20 protein-coding genes are annotated in these 20,200 nt (G+C 69.2%); 14 read left to right on the top strand and 6 right to left on the bottom strand.

Translation table 11 applies throughout. The features are described from left to right. Positions 1-71: 71 nt before the first annotated feature. From ftsY to rpoH, 4 genes are all read left to right on the top strand, one after another. Positions 72-1,457, top strand: a complete 1,386-nt coding sequence (ftsY, locus tag EV691_RS12385; RefSeq protein ID WP_131297258.1) for a signal recognition particle-docking protein FtsY — start codon at positions 72-74, stop codon at positions 1,455-1,457. Then, entirely contained in the window at positions 1,454-2,122 is a 669-nt protein-coding gene (gene ftsE, locus EV691_RS12380; protein WP_131297257.1) for a cell division ATP-binding protein FtsE, read from the top strand. Before ftsY ends, ftsE begins: the two co-directional genes overlap by 4 nt. Further along, positions 2,122-3,129: a permease-like cell division protein FtsX gene (ftsX, locus tag EV691_RS12375; RefSeq protein WP_131297256.1), complete on the top strand. Its 1,008-nt coding sequence runs from the start codon at positions 2,122-2,124 to the stop codon at positions 3,127-3,129. The genes ftsE and ftsX overlap by 1 nt, the downstream gene beginning before the upstream one ends. Before the next feature lie 102 nt (positions 3,130-3,231). Continuing rightward, positions 3,232-4,086 carry an RNA polymerase sigma factor RpoH gene (gene rpoH / locus EV691_RS12370; RefSeq protein WP_131297255.1) on the top strand — a complete coding sequence of 285 codons (855 nt, stop codon included), beginning with the start codon at positions 3,232-3,234 and terminating at the stop codon, positions 4,084-4,086. A gap of 102 nt (positions 4,087-4,188) precedes the next feature. On the opposite strand, the gene EV691_RS12365 is transcribed toward rpoH, so the two are convergent. Then, positions 4,189-5,766, bottom strand: coding sequence for an ABC transporter substrate-binding protein (locus tag EV691_RS12365; RefSeq protein ID WP_131297254.1), 1,578 nt, complete (start codon positions 5,764-5,766; stop codon positions 4,189-4,191). Between the two features lie 198 nt (positions 5,767-5,964). On the opposite strand from EV691_RS12365, the gene EV691_RS12360 reads away from it, so the two are divergent. From EV691_RS12360 to EV691_RS12340, 5 genes are all read left to right on the top strand, one after another. Continuing rightward, positions 5,965-6,762 carry a class II aldolase/adducin family protein gene (locus tag EV691_RS12360; protein WP_242672473.1) on the top strand — a complete coding sequence of 266 codons (798 nt, stop codon included), beginning with the start codon at positions 5,965-5,967 and terminating at the stop codon, positions 6,760-6,762. 347 nt (positions 6,763-7,109) lie between these two features. Beyond that, positions 7,110-7,346, top strand: coding sequence for a 50S ribosomal protein L28 (rpmB, locus tag EV691_RS12355; RefSeq protein ID WP_039806568.1), 237 nt, complete (start codon positions 7,110-7,112; stop codon positions 7,344-7,346). Positions 7,347-7,356: 10 nt separating this feature from the next. Beyond that, positions 7,357-7,512 carry a 50S ribosomal protein L33 gene (gene rpmG, locus EV691_RS12350; protein WP_014854577.1) on the top strand — a complete coding sequence of 52 codons (156 nt, stop codon included), beginning with the start codon at positions 7,357-7,359 and terminating at the stop codon, positions 7,510-7,512. Between the two features lie 133 nt (positions 7,513-7,645). Beyond that, positions 7,646-9,139 (top strand): aldehyde dehydrogenase, encoded by a 1,494-nt coding sequence (locus EV691_RS12345; protein ID WP_131297253.1) that lies wholly within the window; start codon positions 7,646-7,648, stop codon positions 9,137-9,139. A gap of 57 nt (positions 9,140-9,196) precedes the next feature. Continuing rightward, positions 9,197-10,333: an MFS transporter gene (locus EV691_RS12340; RefSeq protein ID WP_131297291.1), complete on the top strand. Its 1,137-nt coding sequence runs from the start codon at positions 9,197-9,199 to the stop codon at positions 10,331-10,333. Positions 10,334-10,436: 103 nt separating this feature from the next. On the opposite strand, the gene EV691_RS12335 is transcribed toward EV691_RS12340, so the two are convergent. The 3 genes from EV691_RS12335 to EV691_RS12325 are packed head-to-tail and all read right to left on the bottom strand — an operon-like array spanning position 10,437 to position 13,834. Further along, on the bottom strand, positions 10,437-11,984 hold the full coding sequence (locus EV691_RS12335) for a phospholipase D family protein (protein WP_131297252.1): 1,548 nt from the start codon (positions 11,982-11,984) through the stop codon (positions 10,437-10,439). Positions 11,985-12,018: 34 nt separating this feature from the next. Continuing rightward, complete coding sequence (locus EV691_RS12330; protein WP_131297251.1) at positions 12,019-13,335, bottom strand: NAD(P)/FAD-dependent oxidoreductase; 1,317 nt, start codon at positions 13,333-13,335, stop codon at positions 12,019-12,021. Between the two features lie 10 nt (positions 13,336-13,345). Continuing rightward, positions 13,346-13,834, bottom strand: a complete 489-nt coding sequence (locus EV691_RS12325; protein ID WP_090624984.1) for an Lrp/AsnC ligand binding domain-containing protein — start codon at positions 13,832-13,834, stop codon at positions 13,346-13,348. Between the two features lie 134 nt (positions 13,835-13,968). Between EV691_RS12325 and dadA the strand changes: the two genes are divergently transcribed. The 5 genes from dadA to EV691_RS12300 all read left to right on the top strand — a co-directional run bounded on the left by dadA (position 13,969) and on the right by EV691_RS12300 (position 17,913). Then, positions 13,969-15,267 (top strand): D-amino acid dehydrogenase, encoded by a 1,299-nt coding sequence (gene dadA / locus EV691_RS12320; protein ID WP_131297250.1) that lies wholly within the window; start codon positions 13,969-13,971, stop codon positions 15,265-15,267. Next, positions 15,242-15,595: a RidA family protein gene (locus EV691_RS12315; protein ID WP_131297249.1), complete on the top strand. Its 354-nt coding sequence runs from the start codon at positions 15,242-15,244 to the stop codon at positions 15,593-15,595. Before dadA ends, EV691_RS12315 begins: the two co-directional genes overlap by 26 nt. 33 nt (positions 15,596-15,628) lie before the next feature. Further along, positions 15,629-16,714 carry an alanine racemase gene (gene alr, locus EV691_RS12310; protein ID WP_131297248.1) on the top strand — a complete coding sequence of 362 codons (1,086 nt, stop codon included), beginning with the start codon at positions 15,629-15,631 and terminating at the stop codon, positions 16,712-16,714. 86 nt (positions 16,715-16,800) lie between these two features. Beyond that, positions 16,801-17,349, top strand: coding sequence for a helix-turn-helix domain-containing protein (locus tag EV691_RS12305; protein WP_131297247.1), 549 nt, complete (start codon positions 16,801-16,803; stop codon positions 17,347-17,349). 141 nt (positions 17,350-17,490) lie between these two features. Next, positions 17,491-17,913, top strand: a complete 423-nt coding sequence (locus EV691_RS12300) for a c-type cytochrome (protein WP_341352477.1) — start codon at positions 17,491-17,493, stop codon at positions 17,911-17,913. A gap of 52 nt (positions 17,914-17,965) precedes the next feature. Here the strand turns inward: EV691_RS12300 and EV691_RS12295 are convergent, their stop codons facing one another. Then, positions 17,966-18,538, bottom strand: a complete 573-nt coding sequence (locus tag EV691_RS12295; RefSeq protein ID WP_131297246.1) for a xanthine phosphoribosyltransferase — start codon at positions 18,536-18,538, stop codon at positions 17,966-17,968. A gap of 174 nt (positions 18,539-18,712) precedes the next feature. Then, positions 18,713-20,200: hypothetical protein (locus tag EV691_RS23360; protein ID WP_165901254.1), on the bottom strand; the 1,488-nt coding region annotated here is incomplete at its 5' end.

Here is a 20,200-nt window from a genome sequence, read left to right as displayed (position 1 = left end):
CTAGGATAACCATCCGTTTCGCCGGCGGCCAACCCCGCCGGTCTCATCGCCCCCCTGAGAAAGCCGTCTGCATGTTTGGTTCAAACGACGACAAGAAGCCGGCCGAGGCCGGAGAGAAGAAAGGCCTGTTCGGCTGGTTCCGCAAGAAGGAACAATCCGCACCGGCGCCCGTCCCCGAGGAAGCTGCTCCGGAAGCCGGCAGCGAACCGTCGCCGGCGGAGGAAGCCGCCGAGGCCGCCCGCCCGGCCGAGCCCGAGCCGCAGCCGGTGGTGGTCGAGGTGCAGGCGCCGGTGGTCGAGGCGCAGCCGGAGACCCCAGCTGTCGCATCGTCCGTGCCCGAGGTCGCCGAGCAGGCGCCTGCCGCACCCGAAGAGGAAGTGGTCTTCTCCAGCCGCTGGCGCGGCGCCGCGCACGGCACGCCGGCTCCCGCCGCGGAAGCGGCGCCGCTGAGCGAGCCCGAGCCGCAGCCGGCGGTCGAGGCCGAGCCGGCCGTCCCGGTCGCCCAGCCCGCCCCGCGGCCGAACAAATCCGGCTTCTTCGCCCGTCTGCGCCAAGGGCTGGCGAAGACCGGCTCGACTCTCGGCGAGGGCATGGCCAGCCTGTTCCTCGGCGAGAAGGCGATCGACGACGAACTCCTGGAGGAGCTGGAAACCCGCCTGCTGCTTGCCGACGTCGGCGTCGAGGCCACCACGGCGATCATCCAGAGCCTGACCCTGCGGGTGGCGCGCAAGGAGCTGGCCGACAGCGAGGCGCTGTACCGCGCGCTGCAGGAGGAGCTGACCGCGCTGCTCAAGCCGGTTGAGCAGCCGCTGGCGCTCGAGTCCGCGCAGCGCCCCTATGTGATCCTGGTGGTCGGCGTCAACGGCGCCGGCAAGACCACCACCATCGGCAAGCTGGCCGCGCGCCTGCAGCAGGATGGCAAGAAGGTCATGCTCGCCGCCGGCGACACCTTCCGCGCCGCCGCCGTCGAGCAGCTGCAGGTGTGGGGCGAGCGCAACCGGATTCCGGTGATCGCCCAGCACACCGGCGCGGATTCCGCCTCGGTGATCTTCGATGCCCTGCAGGCCGCCAAGGCGCGCGGCATGGACGTGCTGATCGCCGATACCGCCGGTCGCCTGCACACCAAGGACAATCTCATGGAGGAGCTGAAGAAGGTCCGCCGGGTGCTCGGCAAGCTGGACGACGCGGCGCCCCACGAGGTGCTGCTGGTGCTGGACGCCGGCACCGGCCAGAACGCCATCAACCAGACCAGGCAGTTCAACCAGGCGGTGGAGGTCACCGGCCTGGCGCTGACCAAGCTGGACGGCACCGCCAAGGGCGGGGTGATCTTCGCCTTGGCCAAGCAGTTCGGCCTGCCGATCCGCTACATCGGCGTCGGCGAGGGCGTCGACGACCTGCGCACCTTCGTCGCCGAGGAGTTCGTCCGCGCGCTGTTCGCGGAGAAGCCGGCGCAATGATCCGCTTCGAACAGGTCGGCAAGCGCTATCCCAACGGCCATGTCGGCCTGCACGAGCTGAGCTTCCGCGTGCGGCACGGTGAGTTCCTGTTCGTCACCGGCCATTCCGGCGCCGGCAAGAGCACCCTGCTGCGCCTGCTGCTGGCCATGGAGCGGCCGACCAGCGGCCGGCTGCTGCTCGCCGGGCAGGATCTGTCGAGCATCACCACCGCGCAGATCCCCTTCCTGCGCCGGCAGATCGGCGTGGTGTTCCAGAATCACCAGCTGCTGTTCGACCGCAGCGTGTTCGACAACGTCGCCCTGCCGCTGAAGATTCTCGGCCTGGGCAGGGACGAGATCGCCCGGCGCACCCTGCTCGCCCTGGAGCGGGTCAGCCTTCACGACAAGGCCGAGCAGTTCCCGGCCGACCTGTCCACCGGCCAGCAGCAGCGGGTCGGCATCGCCCGTGCGGTGGTCCACCAGCCGGCCCTGCTGCTGGCCGACGAGCCGACCGGCAACCTCGACCCGCGCCTGGCCGCGGAGATCATGAAGGTGTTCGAGGACATCAACCGTCTCGGCACCACGGTGCTGATCGCCAGCCACGATCTGGCGCTGATCGCACGCATGCGCCACCGCCTGCTCACCCTGCAGCGCGGGCGGCTGATCGCCGACGGGGAGGCCGCCTGATGAGCGATTCCAACCTGCCCGAGCCGCGGCCGTCCGAACGGGTCGGCGCTCTGCCCAGGGCCGAGGTGAAGAGCGCCGAACCGGATTTCGCCACGCTGCTGGTGGCCTGGCTGGACAGCCACCGCGCCAGCCTGGTCGACAGCCTGCGCCGGCTCGGCCGCCAGCCGGTGGGCAGCTTCCTCACCTGCCTGGCGATGGCCGTCGCCCTCAGCCTGCCCATGGGGCTGTCGCTGCTGCTCGACGACGTCGCGCAGCTCGGCGGCTCCTGGCAGCGCGCCGCGCAGATTTCCCTGTTCACCACGCTGGACGTGGACGATGCGGCGGGCGAGCGCCTGCGGGCGAGGATCGCCGCGCTGCCGGAGGTGGCCGAGGCCGAGTGGATCGGCCGCGAGCAGGGACTGGAGGAGTTCCAGCGCCAGTCCGGACTCGGCGAGGCGCTGCGCGGGCTGCCGGAGAACCCCCTGCCCGGGGTGATCCTGGTCACCCCCCGGCAGATCGACAAGGCCGGTCTCGAAACCCTGCGCGAGCAGCTGGCGGATCTGTCCGGCGTGCAGCTGGCGCAGCTCGACCTGCTCTGGGTCGAGCGCCTCGGCGCGATCCTCGCGCTCGGCGAGCGCTTCGTCTTCGGTCTCACCCTGCTGCTGGTGCTGGCCCTGCTGCTGGTGATCGGCAACACCATCCGCCTGCACATCGAAAACCGCCGCAGCGAGATCGAGGTGATCAAGCTGGTCGGCGGCACCGACGGCTACGTGCGTCGACCCTTCCTCTATATGGGCACGCTGTACGGCGGCGGCGCCGGGCTGCTGGCCTGGCTGGTGCTGGTCTACGGGCTCGGTTGGCTGAACGCGTCGGTGCTGAGCCTGGCCGGGCTCTACGGCAGCGATTTCGCCCTCGGCGGGGTACCGCTGGAGGACGGCCTGTCGCTGCTGCTCGGGGCCATCCTGCTCGGCTATGTCGGTGCCTGGCTGGCCGTGGCGCGGCACCTGAGCGAGCTGGCGCCGCGCTGATCGGCAGGCGCTTCGGCTGGGCTGTAACGGAGCTTTTACGGCGGCTTGCAGTCAGAGTCTCCGATGCTACACTGGCCATTCCCAGTGAGTCGGAGGATTCGCATGACCAATTCCCTGCAACCTGTTTCCGCCTTGGTCCCCGGCGCCAACCTGGAGGCCTACGTGCACGCGGTCAACAGCATCCCGCTGCTGACGCCCGAACAGGAGCGCGAACTGGCCGATCGTCTCTACTACCAGCAGGACCTGGAAGCCGCGCGGCAGATGGTGCTGGCGCACCTGCGCTTCGTCGTCCACATCGCCCGCAGCTACTCCGGTTACGGTCTGGCCCAGGCCGACCTGATCCAGGAAGGCAACGTTGGCCTGATGAAGGCCGTCAAGCGCTTCAACCCGGAAATGGGCGTGCGCCTGGTGTCCTTCGCGGTGCACTGGATTCGCGCCGAGATCCACGAGTTCATCCTGCGCAACTGGCGCATCGTCAAGATCGCCACCACCAAGGCGCAGCGCAAGCTGTTCTTCAACCTGCGCAGCCAGAAGAAGCGCCTGGCCTGGCTGAACAACGACGAGGTCGAGGCCGTGGCCGAGAGCCTGGGCGTCGAGCCGCACGAGGTGCGCGAGATGGAAAGCCGCCTGAGCGGCCAGGACATGGCCTTCGACCCGGCGACCGATGCCGACGATGACAGCGCCTTCCAGGCGCCGGCCCATTACCTCGAGGACCAGCGCTACGACCCGGCGCGCCAGCTGGAGGAGGCCGACTGGAGCGACAGCTCCGCGGCCAACCTGCACGAGGCGCTGGACGGGCTCGACGAGCGCAGCCGCGACATCCTCTACCAGCGCTGGCTGGCCGAGGAGAAGGCCACGCTGCACGACCTGGCGGCCAAGTACAAGGTTTCCGCCGAGCGCATCCGCCAGCTGGAGAAGAGCGCCCTGAACAAGCTCAAGGGCTCGATTCTGGCTTGATCCCTTCGCTCGCAGGGTTTGTACCCGTAGGGTGGGTTAGGCCACAGGCCGTAACCCACCGGCGGCTGCGCAGCTGCCGCCGTCTCAGTTTTCCCCTCTCTCTCAGCGGCCCAGCCGCACCTTGCTGAAATCCTGGCGCCCGAACGGGTTGGCCTGATAGCCCTCGACGGCCTTGCGGACCAGCACGGCGGCGGTGGGGTGGGCCAGCGGCAGCCACAGCGCCTGCTCGCGGATCAGCTTCTGTGCCTCCCGGTACAGCCGGCTGCGCTCTGCCTGGTCGCTGCTGCGCCTGCCCGCGGCGATCAGCTGGTCCAGCCGGGCGTCGCAGTAGCGCGCGAAGTTCAGTCCCGACGCGACCGAGGCGCAGGCGAACTGCGGGGTGAGGAAGTTGTCGGGGTCGCCGTTGTCGCCGGCCCAGCCCATGAACAGCAGGTCATGCTCGCCGGCCTTGGCGCGGCGGATCAGCTCGCCCCACTCGATCACCCGGATCTCTGCCTGAATGCCGACCTTGGCCAGGTCGGCCTGCAGCAGCTGGGCGCCGAGCGCCGGATTGGGGTTGAGCAGGCTGCCGGCTGGGCGTGTCCAGATCGTGGTATTGAAGCCTTCCGCCAGCCCGGCCCTGGCCAGCAGTTCGCGGGCCCGGGCCGGATCGTGGGGATAGCCCGGCAGATCGGCGGCATGGCTCCAGGTAGTCGGCGGATAGGGGCCGTCGGCGGGCTGCGCGCTGCCCTCGAACACCGCCTTCAGGTAGCTCGCTTTGTCGAAGGCGAGGTTGATCGCCTGGCGCACCTCGGGCCTGTCCAGCGGCGGGTGCTGGCTGTTGAGGGCGACGAAGGCGGTCATGAAGGCCGGCGTGGCGACCACCTCGAGGCTCGGGTCGTCCTGCGCCGCGCGCACGTCCTGCGGCTTCGGCGACAGGGCGATCTGGCACTCGCCGCGGCGCAGGCGCTGCAGGCGCACGTTGGCGTCCGGGGTGATGGCCAGGACCAGCCCGTCGACGGCGGGCTTTCCGGCGAAGTAGTCGGGGTTGGCCAGATAGCGCACCAGCGCGTCCTTCTGGTAGCGCTTGAGCACGAAGGGGCCGGTGCCGACCGGCTGGCTGTCGAGCTGCTCCGGGGTGCCGGCGGCCAGCAGCCGGGCGGCGTACTCGGCCGAATAGATGGAGGCGAAGCCCATGCTCAGGGTGGCGAGGAAGGTGGCGTCGGGGCGGGCGAGGGTGAAGCGCACCTGCTGCGGCCCGACCGCCTCGATGCTGCGGATCAGCTCGCCGAGCTGCATCGACTGGGCGTGCGGATAGCCGCTCGGCGCCGTCCTGTGCCAGGGATGGGTCGGATCGAGCATGCGCCGGAAGCTGAACAGCACGTCCTCGGCAGTCAGCGTCCGGCTCGGGGTGAACCAGGGCGTCTGGTGGAAGGCCACGCCTTCGCGCAGCCGGAAGTCGTAGACCAGACCGTCCGTGGACACCTGCCAGCTCTGCGCCAGGCCCGGCTGCAGCTGGCCGCTCTCTGGGTCGAACTCGACCAGACGGTCCATCAGCACGTCGGCGGAGGCGTTGGTGGTGGTCAGCGAGTTGTAGCGCACCACGTCGAACCCCTCCGGGCTGGCCTCGGTGCAGACGACTAGACTGGCGGCCTGGCTCAGCAGCGGGGCGAACAACAGCGGAAGAAGGGCGAGGCGCATGCGGGGCTCCTGAAAGGGGCGGACGGGCGGGTTTTCGGGGAGGAGGGCTATTCTGGAGCAGTTTTCCTGGAAAGTGGCTCACCCGTGGCCGGCTATCCCCGTACGTTTCGGTAAGCGGATTTTGCCTTCATGCCGCATCGGGCGCCGTAGCGAAGCTATCCTTCAACATTTATCAGGGTGCGCGGGAGGGCAACGGACGTGAGCGAAACCTCGAAGCCCAAGGATCTGTTGATGGATCGGGCGCCCCGCCTCGGCGACCGTCTGCTGCCGATCTCCGAGGCGGAACGGCAGGCCCGTGTGCGGCTCGCCGCCTGCTATCGCGTTTTCGACCATCTGGGCTGGACCGAGTCCATCTTCAATCACATCACGCTGCGCGTTCCCGGGCCGGAGACGGTCTTCCTGATCAATCCGTTCGGGCTGCACTACAACGAAGTGACGGCTTCGAATCTTGTCGCCGTCGACCTCGAAGGCCGACCTGTCCGGCCAGCCGGGCATCCGGTCAACCTGGCCGGCTTCGTGATCCATGGCGCCATTCACGGCCATATCCAGGCCGCCCATTGCGTCATGCACACGCACTCGATCACCGGCAGCGCGGTCGCCTGCCTGGAGGACGGGCTGTCCCATGATTCGTTCTATGGGGCGCAGCTGCATGGTCAGGTCGCCTATCACGACTTCGAAGGCGTGACGGTGAACCTCGAGGAGCGGGAGCGGATGCTCGCGAGCATTGGCGACCGGCGCGTGGTCATCCTGCGCAACCATGGCTTGCTGACCTGGGGCGAGACGCTCGAGGAGGCATTCCTGTGGTTGTGGCTGCTGCAACGCGCCTGCGACATCCAGATCGCCGCCGCCTCTGTCGGGCGCATGACGCGCCTGCCGGCGGATGTGCTGGCCCGGACTCGTCTCCAGGCAGGCGCCCGGCAGCCAGAGCTGTGCAAGGCGGTGTTCGATGCCTGGGTGCGGAAGGTCGACGCGCTGGATGCTTCCTATCGGGACTGAAGGCTCCACGAGAGGGGGGAGGGGCGGATTTATTTGTGTTCTGCCGGTGGCCGGGATGCCGGGGCGAGCCGGGCATCGACGGCATGAGCACAGGATGGCGCGAAGGCCCGCCGGCGGCCGCCCGAAGCCTTGCGATTCTTGCCCAATGGGAGGCTTTCTGATATAAAGCAGCGCTCTTTTCTAGGGGCCCGCTTCCTGCGTTGGCAGTGACAGCCGGTCAGACCCCGATGAATCGTGGCGCAACTGGCGTGCGGAAGCCTTTCGCACGAATCGCCGGGCGCCGAATGACTGAAAGATAAGCGGCCAACCCATGCCGGGTTGGGCATGTGGTTTTTGAGGGCTGAGGCATGTCGAGAGTCTGTCAAGTGACCGGTAAGGGTCCGGTTACCGGGAACAACATTTCCCACGCGAACAACAAAACCCGCCGTCGTTTCCTGCCGAACCTGCAGCATCACCGCTTCTGGGTCGAGTCCGAGAAGCGTTTCGTGCGTCTGCGCGTTTCCGCCAAGGGCATGCGCATCATCGACAAGCGCGGTATCGACGTCGTACTGTCCGAGCTGCGCGCTCGCGGCGAAAAGGTTTGAGGAGATAGTCATGCGTGATCTGATCCGTTTGGTGTCCAGCGCCGGTACCGGCCACTTCTACACCACCGACAAGAACAAGCGCACCACCCCCGACAAGATCGAGATCAAGAAGTACGATCCTGTCGTGCGCAAGCACGTGATCTACAAGGAAGCCAAGATCAAGTGATTGATCCGGCTGCCTGACGAAGAAGCCCGCCTTTTGGCGGGCTTCTTCGTTTTCGGGCCGCGCGCCCGTATTGAAAGCCCCGGGGGCGGGGGGTAGGGTGTTTCGATCGCTTCAGTGACGAGAGGATGCCCCCATGACCACCCCGACGCGCACCGACTGGGAAGAACGTGCCCGCAGCCTGACCCTCGAGGGCCGCGCCTTCGTCGACGGCCACTACCTGGCGGCCGTCGACGGCGCGACCTTCGACTGCCTGAGTCCGATCGACGGACGCCTGCTGGCGCAGGTGGCCAGTTGCGACGTGGCCGATGCCGAGCTGGCGGTGGCGGCGGCGCGGCGCAGCTTCGAGGGCGGCCGCTGGTCGCGCCTGGCGCCGGCCAAGCGCAAGGCGGTGATGATCCGCCTGGCCGAGCTGCTGGAAATCCACCGCGAGGAGCTGGCCCTGCTGGAAACCCTGGACATGGGCAAGCCGATCACGGACGCGCTGAGGATCGACGTGCCGGCGGCGGCGCGTGCGCTGCGCTGGAGCGGCGAGGCGATCGACAAGCTCTACGGCGAGGTGGCCGCGACCCCCGACGACGAGCTGGGGCTGGTCACCCGCGAGCCGATCGGCGTGGTGGCGGCCATAGTGCCGTGGAACTTTCCGCTGCTGATGGCCTGCTGGAAGCTCGGGCCGGCGCTGGCCAGCGGCAACTCGGTGATCCTCAAGCCCTCGGAGAAGTCGCCCTTGACCGCCATCCGCCTCGCCCAGCTGGCGCTCGAGGCGGGCATCCCGCCCGGCGTGCTCAACGTGCTGCCGGGCTACGGCCACACGGTCGGCAAGGCGCTGGCGCTGCACATGGACGTCGACTGCCTGGTGTTCACCGGCTCGACCCGGGTCGCCAGGCAGCTGATGGTCTACGCCGGCGAGTCGAACATGAAGCGCGTCTGGCTGGAGGCCGGCGGCAAGAGCCCGAACATCGTCTTCGCCGACGCGCCGGACCTCAGGGCCGCGGCCGAGGCCGCGGCGGGCGCCATCGCCTTCAACCAGGGCGAGGTGTGCACCGCCGGCTCGCGCCTGTTGGTCGAGCGCTCGATCAAGGATGAGTTCCTGCCGCTGCTGCTGGAGGCGCTCAAGGCCTGGCGGCCCGGCCATCCGCTGGACCCGGCGACCAACGTCGGCGCCCTGGTGGACCGCCAGCAGCTGGACACCGTGCTCGGCTACATCGAGGCCGGGCTGGGCGAGGGCGCCAGCCTGCTGGCCGGCGGCCGGCGCGTCCTCGAGGAGACCGGCGGCACCTACGTCGAGCCGACGGTGTTCGACGGGGTGAGCAACGCCATGAAGATCGCCCGCGAGGAGATCTTCGGCCCGGTGCTCTCGGTGATCGCCTTCGACACTCCCGAGGAGGCCGTGCAGATCGCCAACGACACCAGCTACGGCCTGGCCGCGGCAATCTGGACCCGCGACCTGTCCAAGGCCCACCGCACCGCCCGGGCGCTGCGCGCCGGCAGCGTGTGGGTCAACCAGTATGATGGCGGCGACATGACCGCGCCGTTCGGCGGCTTCAAGCAGTCCGGCAACGGCCGCGACAAGTCGCTGCATGCCTTCGACAAGTACACCGAGCTGAAGGCCACCTGGATCAAGCTGTGACGGCGCCTCCCTGACATGGCCCGCCCGGAACGCCTGCCGGCTCCGCTGGCGGCGTCCATGCCCTGGGCCAGTTATTTCGCCGTCTGTGCCGCGGTGATCAGTGTCGGGCTGGCCCTCGGGCTGAGTCTGCCGCTGGTTTCCCTGCGCCTGGAAGGCTGGGGCCATGGACCCTTCGCCATTGGCGTGATGGCGGCGATGCCGGGCATCGGCGTGCTGCTCGGCGCGTCTCTGGCCGGAGGCCTGGCGACAGCCTGCGGGGCGGCGCGGCTGATGCGCCTGAGCCTGCTGGTCGGGGCGCTGTCGGTGGCGCTGCTGGCCCTGCTGCCGAGCTACCTGCTGTGGCTGGCGCTGCGCCTGTGGCTCGGCGTGACCCTGACCCTGGTGTTCATCCTCGGCGAGAGCTGGATCAACCAGCTGGCCGTGGAGGCCTGGCGCGGCCGGCTGGTGGCGCTGTATGGCACCGGCTATGCGCTGAGCCAGCTGTCCGGCCCGCTGCTGCTGAGCTGGCTGGGAACCGCCGGAGATGCCGGCTTCTGGAGCGCGGTGCTGCTCATACTCGGCGGCGCGCTGCTTCTGCTCGGCGCGCGCGGTGCGCCGCGGATGGATGCCCGCCCGGGCGTCGGGCGCGGTCTGCGTGGATTCTGCCGGCACCTGCCGACGGTGGCCTGGGCGGTGGTGCTGTTCGCCGCCTTCGAGACGATGATCCTCACCCTGCTGCCGGTCTACGGTCTGCGCCAGGGGCTGGACCAGGCGACCGCACTGCGCATGGCCGGCGCGGTGGTGATCGGCGATGCGCTGCTGCAGCTGCCGCTCGGCTGGCTCGCCGACCGGGTGCCGCGCCGGGCCCTGTTCCGCACCTGCGGCCTGGTCCTGCTGCTGGTCAGCCTGGCGATTCCGGCGCTGCTGCAGAGCGCCTTCATCTGGGGGCTGCTGATCCTGTTCGGCGCCAGCGCGGGCGGTCTGTTCACCCTGGCCTTGATCCTTGTCGGCGAGCGCTTCCGCGATGCGGCGCTGGTCCGCGCCAACGCCCATGTGGCCCAGCTGTGGGGTATCGGCTGCCTGCTCGGACCGCTGGCCACCGGCGCGGCCAGCCAGTGGCTGAGCGGGCATGCGCTGCCGCTGCTGATGGCTGCCGGCGCGGCCGGCTTTCTCCTGCTGGAACTGCGCCGCACGGCTGCCGGCGAGGCCGCCTAGAGCCGTTTCACTGTACGCGGGCTCAAGGAATGCCCGGCCTCAGGCATGGGAAAGGGGCTGGGGGAGAGGGAGCTGAAGGCCGCGCGCCCAAAGATCGCTGCAGTCAGAGCAGGTTCTCCAGGCCGATCAGCTCCGCCAGCCAGGCGTGGAAATGCCGCCAGAAACTGCCGGGCTCCTGTTCCAGCTCGTGGCGTCGACCGTTGTCCTCGGCGATCCAGACCAGCCGCCGACGCCCGTCGCGCTCGACCAGGCGCACCTCGTAGCTGATCGTCGGCCGCATCCCCGCCAGGGCCAGTTCGCGCATCCGTTCGGCCAGCACCGGGCTGTCCACCAGCACGCCGACCTCGGTGTTCCACAGCAGCGAGCGCGGGTCGAAATTGAGCGAGCCGATGAATACCTTGCGCCGGTCGAGAATGGCTGCCTTGCTGTGCAGGGCCGAGGCCGAGGTGCCGCTCCAGCTGTAGCGCGAGCCTCTGCCGTCGCCCTGCCGGCGCAGCTCGAACAGGCGCACGCCATGTTCCAGCAGCGGCTTGCGGTAGGGCGCATAGCCGCCGTGCACGATGGGCACGTCGGTGGCCTCCAGCGCGTTGGTCAGCAGGCTGACGCGCACGCCGCCGTCGGCCAGGCCGGTCAGATAGACGAGACCGTTGGCCGTGGGCACCAGGTAGGCGGAGATCAGGATCAACTCGCGGGAGACCTGCTGCAACTCGGGGGCCAGTTGCGTGCCGAGCAGCAGATGCGGCTCGGGGACTCCCTGGCTAAGCACCTTGGCGGGGGCATCCCAGAGCGCCACGCTGTGGGCCCAGGTCAGCCGTTCCAGCCAGTTCCGCAGGCGCGGCTCGCGCCGGTAGGCGGTCAGGGCGCCGTGCAGGTCCGGCTGCTCGACGGTGGCGCGGGCCAGCGAGCGCTGCAGTCGGGCGCGTAGCCGCGCCAGCGCCCGGGTCGAGGGCGGGCGGTACAGGAACTGCTGGATGGGCACGCTCAGGGCGCTGTTCCAGTACTGGTCGAAGCCATGCGCCAGATGCTCGGCGACCGGACCGGCGCCGAGCAGGTCGATGTCGGCGAAATTCAGCTGCGGCTTGGCGTCGAAGTATTCGTCGCCGAGGTTGCGGCCACCGACGATGGCCACGCTGCTGTCGGCCACCCAGAGCTTGTTGTGCATGCGCCGGTGCTGCCGGGCCAGGTGCAGCAGGCGGCCGAGAGTTCGGGTGACGCCGTGGCTGCGGCCGAGATGCAGCGGACTGAACAGGCGGATCTGGATGTTCGGGTGGGCGGTCAGCACGGCGATCTGGCGGTCGCGGCCGTCGCTGGTGGTGTCGTCGAGCAGGAGGCGGATGCGCACGCCGCGGTCGGCGGCCTGCAGCAGCTCCATGGCGAGCAGCCGTGTGCTGAGGCCATCGTGGGCGATGTAGTACTGCAGGTCGAGGCTGCGCTGGGCGTGGCGGAGCAGTTCGGCGCGGACGGCGAAGGCCTCGTTGCCGTCGCTCAGCAGACGGAAGCCGGATTGCCCGGCCGGATGACGCCCGGCCGCGGCCTGCACGGTCGCGCCGAGCCAGGTGCCCTGGGCCGGCAAGGCTGCGCTGGGCTGCCGCGGAACCTGGCCGATGCAACTGGTCAGGCAGAGCAGGGCCAGCAGGACGAGGATGCGCACATCGATCCTCCGGAAAAACGCCGATCGCTGCGTGTCAGCATAGCTCCCTGAGCCGCTGCCACAGCATGCCCAGGGCCAGCAGCGGTGCGCGCAGGCGCGGGCCGCCGGGGAAGCGGCGGTGCGGCACCCGGGCGAACAGGTCGAAGCCGCCGCCCTGCTGCCCGGCGATGGCCTCGGCGAGCAGCCGGCCAGCCAGGTGGGTGGCGTTCAGCCCGTGGCCGGAATAGCCCTGGGCGTAGTAGACGTTGGTCTGCCCGGGCAGCCGGCCGATCTGCGGCAGGCGGTTGGCGCCGATGCCGATCATCCCGCCCCACTGGTAGTCGATCCGTACCCCGGCCAGCTGCGGGAACACCTTGAGCATCTTCGGCCGCATGTAGCCGGCGATGTCCCGCGGGTCGCGCCCGGAATAGTGACAGGCACCGCCGAACAGCAGGCGGCGGTCGGCGGACAGGCGGAAGTAGTCGAGCACCACGCGCTGGTCGCAGACCGCCAGGTTCTGCGGCAGCAGCTCGGCAGCCAGGGCGGGGGAGAGCGGTTCGGTGGCGATGATATAGCTGCCGGCCGCCAGCACCTTGCCGGCCAGCGCCGGTTCGAGGTCGCCGAGATGGGCGTTGCCGGCGAGCACCAGGCTGGCGGCGCGGACCCGGCCGCGGGTGGTGTGCACGCAGACTTCGCGGCCATGGTCGATCTTCGTCACCGCCGAGCGCTCGAACAGCCGCACGCCGAGCGCCTGCGCCGCGGCGGCCTCGCCGAGCAGCAGCCTGAGCGGATGCAGATGGCCCGAGCCCATGTCCAGCAGGCCGCCGCAGTAGCGTTCGGAGCCGATCACCTCGTGCATCTGCCTGGCCTCCAGCAGGCGCAGCTCGTGGCGGTAGCCGAGCGCCTGCAGCTCGGCGCACTCCGCCTGCAGGTGCGCGACATGCCGCGCCCGGGTGGCCAGGTCGCAGTAGCCCCAGATCAGGTCGCAGTCGATGGCGTGGCGCTCGATCCGCTGGCGGACGATCTCCACCGCCTCCAGCCCCATCAGTTTCAGGGCGCGCACGCCGTCCGCGCCGAGCAGCGGGCGGAAGCGTTCCAGATCGTGGCCGAGGCCGCGGATCAGTTGCCCGCCGTTGCGCCCGCTGGCCCCCCAGCCGAGCACCCGCGCCTCCAGCAGGACCACCGAGAGGCCGCGCTCGGCCAGTTCGAGGGCGGCGTTGAGCCCGCTGAAGCCGCCGCCGACCACGCACACGTCGGCGCGCAGCTCGCCCTCCAGAGCCGGAAACGCCGGCAGCGGGCCGGCCGTGGCGGCGTAGTAGGACGGTGCGTGGTTGTCCGCAGGGGCGGGCGAGCCCGCTGGCGATGCGTTCATCGGCGACTCCTCATTCCGGCACTGGCAGTTCGAGGCTTTCCTTGACCTCTTCCATGACGATATAGCTCTTCGACTCGCGCACATGGGGCAGCCTGAGCAGGATGTCGCCGAGCAGCTTGCGGTAGGAGGCCATCTCCGAGATGCGTGCCTTGAGCAGGTAGTCGAAATCGCCGGAGACCAGATGGCATTCCAGCACCTGCGGCAGCTTCAGCACCGCCCGGCGGAACTCCTCGAAGATGTCGCCGGACTTGTAGGCCAGGCTGATCTCGACGAACACCAGCAGGCCGGCGCCCAGGTACTGCGGGTTGAGCCGCGCCGCATAGCCGAGGATGAAGCCCTCGCGCTCCAGGCGGCGGACCCGCTCGGTGCAGGGCGTGGTGGACAGGCCGACCCGCTCGCCCAGCTCGGTGAGCGAGATACGTCCCTCCTGCTGCAGGATACGCAGGATGTGGCGGTCGATGCGGTCCAGTTCGCGGCGGCTCTGGTGCTGGGTTCTCACATGGATTTCTCCGGGCGAAGGTGACCGTTTCCGGAAAATCACCTGAATATAGACGTTCAAATAGTGTAAGCCACTGGCTTGGGCTTCTTATACTGGAGACATTCAAGGTTTGCAGCTCGCAGGGGGAAACCGTCATGCGCGTACTGGTACTGGGCAGCGGAGTGATCGGCACCACCACGGCCTACTATCTGGCCCGGGCCGGTTTCGAGGTGACGGTGGTCGACCGCGCCGAGGGGCCGGCGATGGAAACCAGCTTCGCCAACGCCGGCCAGGTGTCGCCCGGCTACGCCTCGCCCTGGGCGGCGCCCGGCGTGCCGCTCAAGGCCCTCAAGTGGCTGCTGCAGCGCCACGCGCCGCTGGCCATCAAGCCGACCGCCGATCCCCGCCAGTACCTCTGGCTGGCGCAGATGCTGCGCAACTGCACTGCCGCGCGCTATGCGGTTAACAAGGAGCGCATGGTGCGTCTCTCCGAGTACAGCCGCGACTGCCTCGACGAGCTGCGCGCCGAGACCGGCCTCGACTACGAGGGCCGCCAGCTGGGCACCACCCAGCTGTTCCGCACCCAGCAGCAGCTGGACGCCGCGGCCCAGGACATCGCCGTGCTGGAGCGCTCCGGGGTGCCCTACGAACTGCTCGACCGCGCCGGCATCGCCCGCGTCGAGCCGGCCCTGGCCGGCGTCGCCGACCGGCTCGCCGGCGCCCTGCGCCTGCCCAACGACCAGACCGGCGACTGCCAGCTGTTCACCAGCCGCCTGGCGGAGCTGGCCGCCGGGCTCGGCGTGGAGTTCCGCTTCGGCCGGCACATCGAGGGTCTGGAAAGCGACGGCGAGCGCATCCGCGGCGTGCGCATCGACGGCCGGCTGGAAGCCGCCGACCACTACGTGCTGGCTCTCGGCAGCCATTCGCCGCAGCTGCTCGCGCCGCTGGGCATCCGCGCGCCGATCTATCCGCTCAAGGGCTACTCGCTGACCATTCCCATCGTCGATCCGGCTCTGGCGCCGACCTCGACCATCCTCGACGAGACCTACAAGGTCGCCATCACCCGCTTCGATCAGCGCATCCGCGTCGGCGGCATGGCCGAACTGGCCGGCTTCGACCTGTCGCTCGATCCGCGCCGGCGCGAAACCCTCGAGCTGGTGGTGGGCGACCTCTATCCCCGCGGTGGCGACCTGGCCCGCGCCGAGTTCTGGACCGGCCTGCGCCCGGCCACCCCGGACGGCACGCCGATCGTGGGGGCGACCCGCTACCGCAACCTGTTCCTCAACACCGGGCACGGTACACTGGGCTGGACCATGGCCTGCGGCTCCGGCCGCCTGCTGGCCGACCTGCTGGCACGCAAGCGCCCGCAGATCAGCGCCGCAGGCCTCGACATTTCCCGCTACGGCAACTCCCAGGAGAACTCCACCCATGTCCATCCGGCGCCTGCGAACTGAAGCGCGCTACAGCGAAATCGTCGTCCACAACGGCACTGTCTACCTGGCCGGGCAACTGGCGGACGACTACGGCGGCGGCATCGAGGAGCAGACCCGGCAGACCCTGGCCAACGTCGACCGGCTGCTCGCCGAGGCCAGCAGCGACAGGTCGCGGCTGCTTTCGGTGACCATCTACCTGAAGGACATGGCCGCCGACTACGCCGGCCTCAACGCGGTGTGGGACGCCTGGCTGCCGGCCGGCTGCGCGCCGGCGCGGGCCTGCGTCGAGGCGCGGCTGTACAGCGATGACGCCCGGGTGGAGATGACGGTCGTCGCCGCGCTGCCCTGAGGCTTACCCTTACCCCTTCGAGAGCAACATCCCATGCGCCCCGCCCGTGCCCTGATCGATCTTGCCGCCCTGCGCCACAACTACCGGCTGGCCCGCGAACTGGGCGGCGCCCGCGCCCTGGCGGTGGTCAAGGCCGATGCCTACGGGCATGGCGCGGTGCGCTGCGCCCAGGCTCTGGAAGGCGAGGCCGACGGTTTCGCGGTGGCCTGCATCGAGGAGGCGCTGGAGCTGCGCGAGGCCGGCATCCGCGCGCCGATCCTGCTGCTGGAAGGCTTTTTCGAGGCGGACGAACTGGAGCCGATCCAGCGCCACGACCTGTGGTGCGTGGTGCATTCGTCCTGGCAGCTGGACATCATCGAGCGTACCGCCCTGGCGCGGCCCTTGACCTGCTGGCTGAAGCTCGACTCCGGCATGCACCGGGTCGGCTTCGCGCCGGACGACTACCGGGCGGCCCATGCGCGCCTCGCGGCCTGCGGCAAGGTGACGAGGATCGTCGCCATGAGCCATTTCGCCCGTGCCGACGAACTGGACAGCCCGCGGGTCGCCGAGCAACTGGCGCAGTTCGCGGCGGCGACGGAGGGCTTCGACGGGGAATACAGCCTGCGCAACTCGCCGGCGCTGCTCGGCTGGCCGCAGCTGTTCCGTCGCGGCCATGAGGGCGAATGGCTGCGACCGGGGATCATGCTCTACGGCGCCACGCCCTTCGAGCACTACCAGGCGCAGGCGGCGCGGCTGCGCCCGGTGATGACCCTGGAGTCGAAGATCATCAGCGTGCGCGAGCTGCCGGCCGGCGAGCCGGTGGGCTACGGCGCGCGCTTCGTCAGCCCGCGGCCGACCCGCGTCGGAGTAGTCGCCATGGGCTATGCCGACGGCTACCCGCGCCATGCGCCGGACGGCACGCCGCTGGCCGTCGACGGCCGGCCGGCGCGGCTGATCGGCCGGGTGTCGATGGACATGCTCACCGTGGACCTCACCGACCTGCCCCGGGCCGGCCTCGGCAGCCGGGTCGAGCTGTGGGGCGCCCAGGTGCCGGCCAGCACGGTGGCGGCGGCGGCCGGCACCATCGCCTACCAGCTGTTCTGCAACGTGCGGCGGGTCGCCCGCGCGTGGCACGACTGAATGGAATTTGCGGCGGAGCGTTGTAAATACTGAACGCCGTTGCCATCATTAACTTCACTTGTTCAGGCCCCGAGAGGAGTCCCGTCTTGGACGTCGGCATTCGACTGCAATCCATACGCAAGCTCAAAGGCCTCTCCCAGCGTGAACTCGCCAAGCGTGCGGGCGTCACCAACAGCACCATCTCGATGATCGAGAAGAACAGCGTCAGCCCCTCGATCAGCTCCCTGAAGAAGGTTCTCGGCGGCATTCCCATGTCGCTGATGGAGTTCTTCTCCCTCGACTTCGAGGCGGAAACCTGCGCCCCGGTGGTCTACCGTGCCGCCGAGCAGGTCGAGCTGTCGCGCGGACCGCTAAGCATGCGCCTGGTCGGCAAGGACCATCCCGACCGGGCGCTGGCCTTCCTCTCGGTGACCTATCCGCCGGGGGCCGACAGCGGCGAGACGCTGCTGGTCCGCGACGGCGAGGAGGCCGGCATCCTCGTCGAAGGGCGCCTGGAACTGCAGGTCGGCGAGCAGCGCTACCTCCTCGAGAGCGGCGATGGCTACTACCTGGTCGCCGGCCAGCCGCACCGCTTCTGCAATCCCTTCGCGGCGCCGGCGCGACTGCTCAGCGCCGCCACGCCGGCGCATTGCTGAGCGGCGCGCTGGGTCGCCGGGCCGCAGGCCCGCCTTGTGTCGACTTGTTTCGGCCTGCCTTTCATAAGGTTATACTGCCGCCCGCTCGCGAAAACCCGTGGCCGCGGGCGCACGTAACCAGCCACGATGAGGGGGGTAAGGGTGAATCTGATCAAGATGTTGGCGGCCCCGGTCGCCGTGCTGTCCCTGTGGGCGGCGAGTGTCCAGGCCGCGACCGACGCGGAAATCGCCGAGCGTCTCAAGCCGGTCGGCGAGGTCTGCGTGGCCGGTCAGGAATGCAAGGGCGTCGCTACCGCGGCTGCCGGCGCCGCCGGCGGTGGTGCGCGCAGCGGCGACGACATCGTCGCCAAGTACTGCAACGCCTGCCACGGCACCGGCCTGCTGAACGCGCCGAAGGTCGGCGACGGCGCCGCCTGGACGGCCCGCGCCGATGCCAAGGGCGGTCTCGACGGCCTGCTCAAGTCGGCGATCGCCGGCCTCAACGCCATGCCGCCGAAAGGCACCTGCGCCGACTGCTCGGACGACGAGCTGAAGGCCGCCATCGGCAAGATGTCCGGTCTCTGATCGCGACCTGGTCGAGGACGAAGCCGCCTGCGGGCGGCTTCGTCGTTTCTGCTCACTCCAGAAAGCTGACCTGGCCGCCCGCCAGCGAGGCGATGCGCGCCAGGGATTCGACCCGGTAGCCCTGCTCCTCCAGCGCCCCGCGCCCGCTCTGGAAGGACTTCTCGATGACGATGCCGATCCCGACCAGTTGCGCCCCCGCCTGGCGGACGATGGCGGCCAGCCCCAGCGCGGCCTGCCCGTTGGCCAGGAAGTCGTCGACGATCAGCACCCGCTCGCCGGCCGCCAGATGGCTGGCGGACACGGCCACGGTGCTCTCCACCTGCTTGGTGAAGGAGTAGACCCGGGCGGTCAGCAGGTTGTCGGTCAAAGTCAGCGAGCGGTGCTTGCGGGCGAACACCAGCGGCACGCCCAGCTCCAGCGCGGTCATCAGCGCCGGGGCGATGCCCGACGCCTCCAGGGTGAGCACCTTGTCGATGCCCTGGCCGCCAAAGCGCCGGGCGAACTCCCGGCCGATCGCCTGCATCAGCGGCGGATCGACCTGATGGTTGAGGAAGGCATCCACCTTCAGGACCTGCTCGGAGAGCACGCTGCCGTGCTCGCGGATTTTCTGCTTCAACTGCTCCATGACACTGCCTCGAATGAGCCGCAAGCCGCCTGATGGACCCGCGGGAACGCCGATCGACGCACAGTACAGGGCGACGTGGGTGGGCGAAAGAGCAGACAAAAAGAGGCCGGCGGTGGAACGAGCCACCGCCGGCCAGCGTCGTTTCCGGGCGGCGGGCGCCCGGGGGCATGAGCGTCAGACCACGGGGGCCGGCTCCAGGGTCACGCCGACCAGGCCGATGCTAGCAGCATCGCCATCGCCGTCGATGATCTGCCCGTTGAAGGCGAGATCGATCGCCTGGCCGACCGCGCCAACCTCGACGTCGCCGATGGCGAAAGCGTCCTTGCTGCCCACGGCCTCGGCGTTGCCGATCTCCAGGCGGTTGAAGCCGTCGGCGGTGCTGACGAAGACCTGGTCGCGCAGATGGGCCTGGTTGGCGTTGGCGCCTTCCAGGTTGAGCACGATCACGTCGTTCTCTCCCCAGACGACGAAGCCGCTGTCATCTATCCCGTCGTGTTTCAGGTAGGTCTTGGTGTTGTTTTCCGGGTCCTGGGTGTTGGTGATCACCGTGACGGCTATGATCTCGTCGGGGGTGCCGGTCGTCAGATCCGCCGCGATGTCGTTGCCGCCGATCCCGCGACCCTCCTCGGTATCGATCGCCGTGATCCGCACATCCACCGGTCGACTGGATTGGGTCTGCATGATGGTGAAGCCGACATTGTTGGCGTCATAGTGCGTTGCGGTCGGGATGGTGTTGATATCGCTGCCGCCCTGGTTGGCCGAAATCCCCAGATCGACGAAGTCCAGGCGCAGGAATTCTGCCGGTGTATCGCTGGTGGCCGCGTTGATCCACTGGTTGTTGGCCGCCAGGTCGTCCGAGTCGTTGTTCACCGTGGTCTCGTTCGGGATACCGCCAGTGACCAGCAGATCCTTGGCGGGAAACTCGTCGCCGCCCACGCCCAGCCAACTGAACTTGCCCGCCTTGGCCGTGGCGAAGTTGTCGAAGTCGAACGAGCCATCATCGATCCTGGCGAACATCTCGATGGTGTACTGGCCGCTGGTGCTGTCCATCGTCATGGTGAACACCGTTGTCGCCCCGGCGGAGGCGGTGAGCTGGTGGGTGCCGAAGCCACTGAGGGTGATCGCCACGTTGTTGGAGGTGAGGGCGTCGCCGGCCGTATCCCGCAGCAGGGCCCCATTCGCCAGTGTCTGGTCGTTCATGCCGGTGAACACCAGGCTGCCCTTGCCGTCCGAGCCGAAGTTGGCGGCAAAGCTCGCCGGCGAGCCGTCATCCAGGGCGAAGGTTTCGGACTTGCCCGCGGCGTTGACGATGCTGCCCGCCACCGGCGAGAGGGGGAGCGGCCCGTCGTCGTCGAAGCCGAACACCGAGTTTTCGTCGTCGGCGAGCAGGATGGTGTCGGAAGCGACGACGGTGTCGCCCTCGGCATCGCTGCGGGTGACCTGGTACTGCAGCTCCAGCGCGCCGGAGGGAAGCAGCAGCGCCACGGCCTCGTCGAACAGGGTGTCGTTGCCGTTGTCGAGGGCCTCGAACAGGGTGGTGCGCAGCTGCAGTTCGCCGCCGCCGATGTCGACGATGGCGATGGTGAACACCGTGTGGCCATCGGTGTCCTTGCCGCTCAACTGGGTGGCGCTGTCGGCGAACAGGGTGATGGCGCCGCCGTG

The sequence above is a fragment of the Azotobacter chroococcum genome, from assembly GCF_004339665.1.
In the GTDB taxonomy this organism is placed as follows: domain Bacteria; phylum Pseudomonadota; class Gammaproteobacteria; order Pseudomonadales; family Pseudomonadaceae; genus Azotobacter; species Azotobacter chroococcum.
This window is presented reverse-complemented; position numbering and strand designations above follow the sequence as displayed.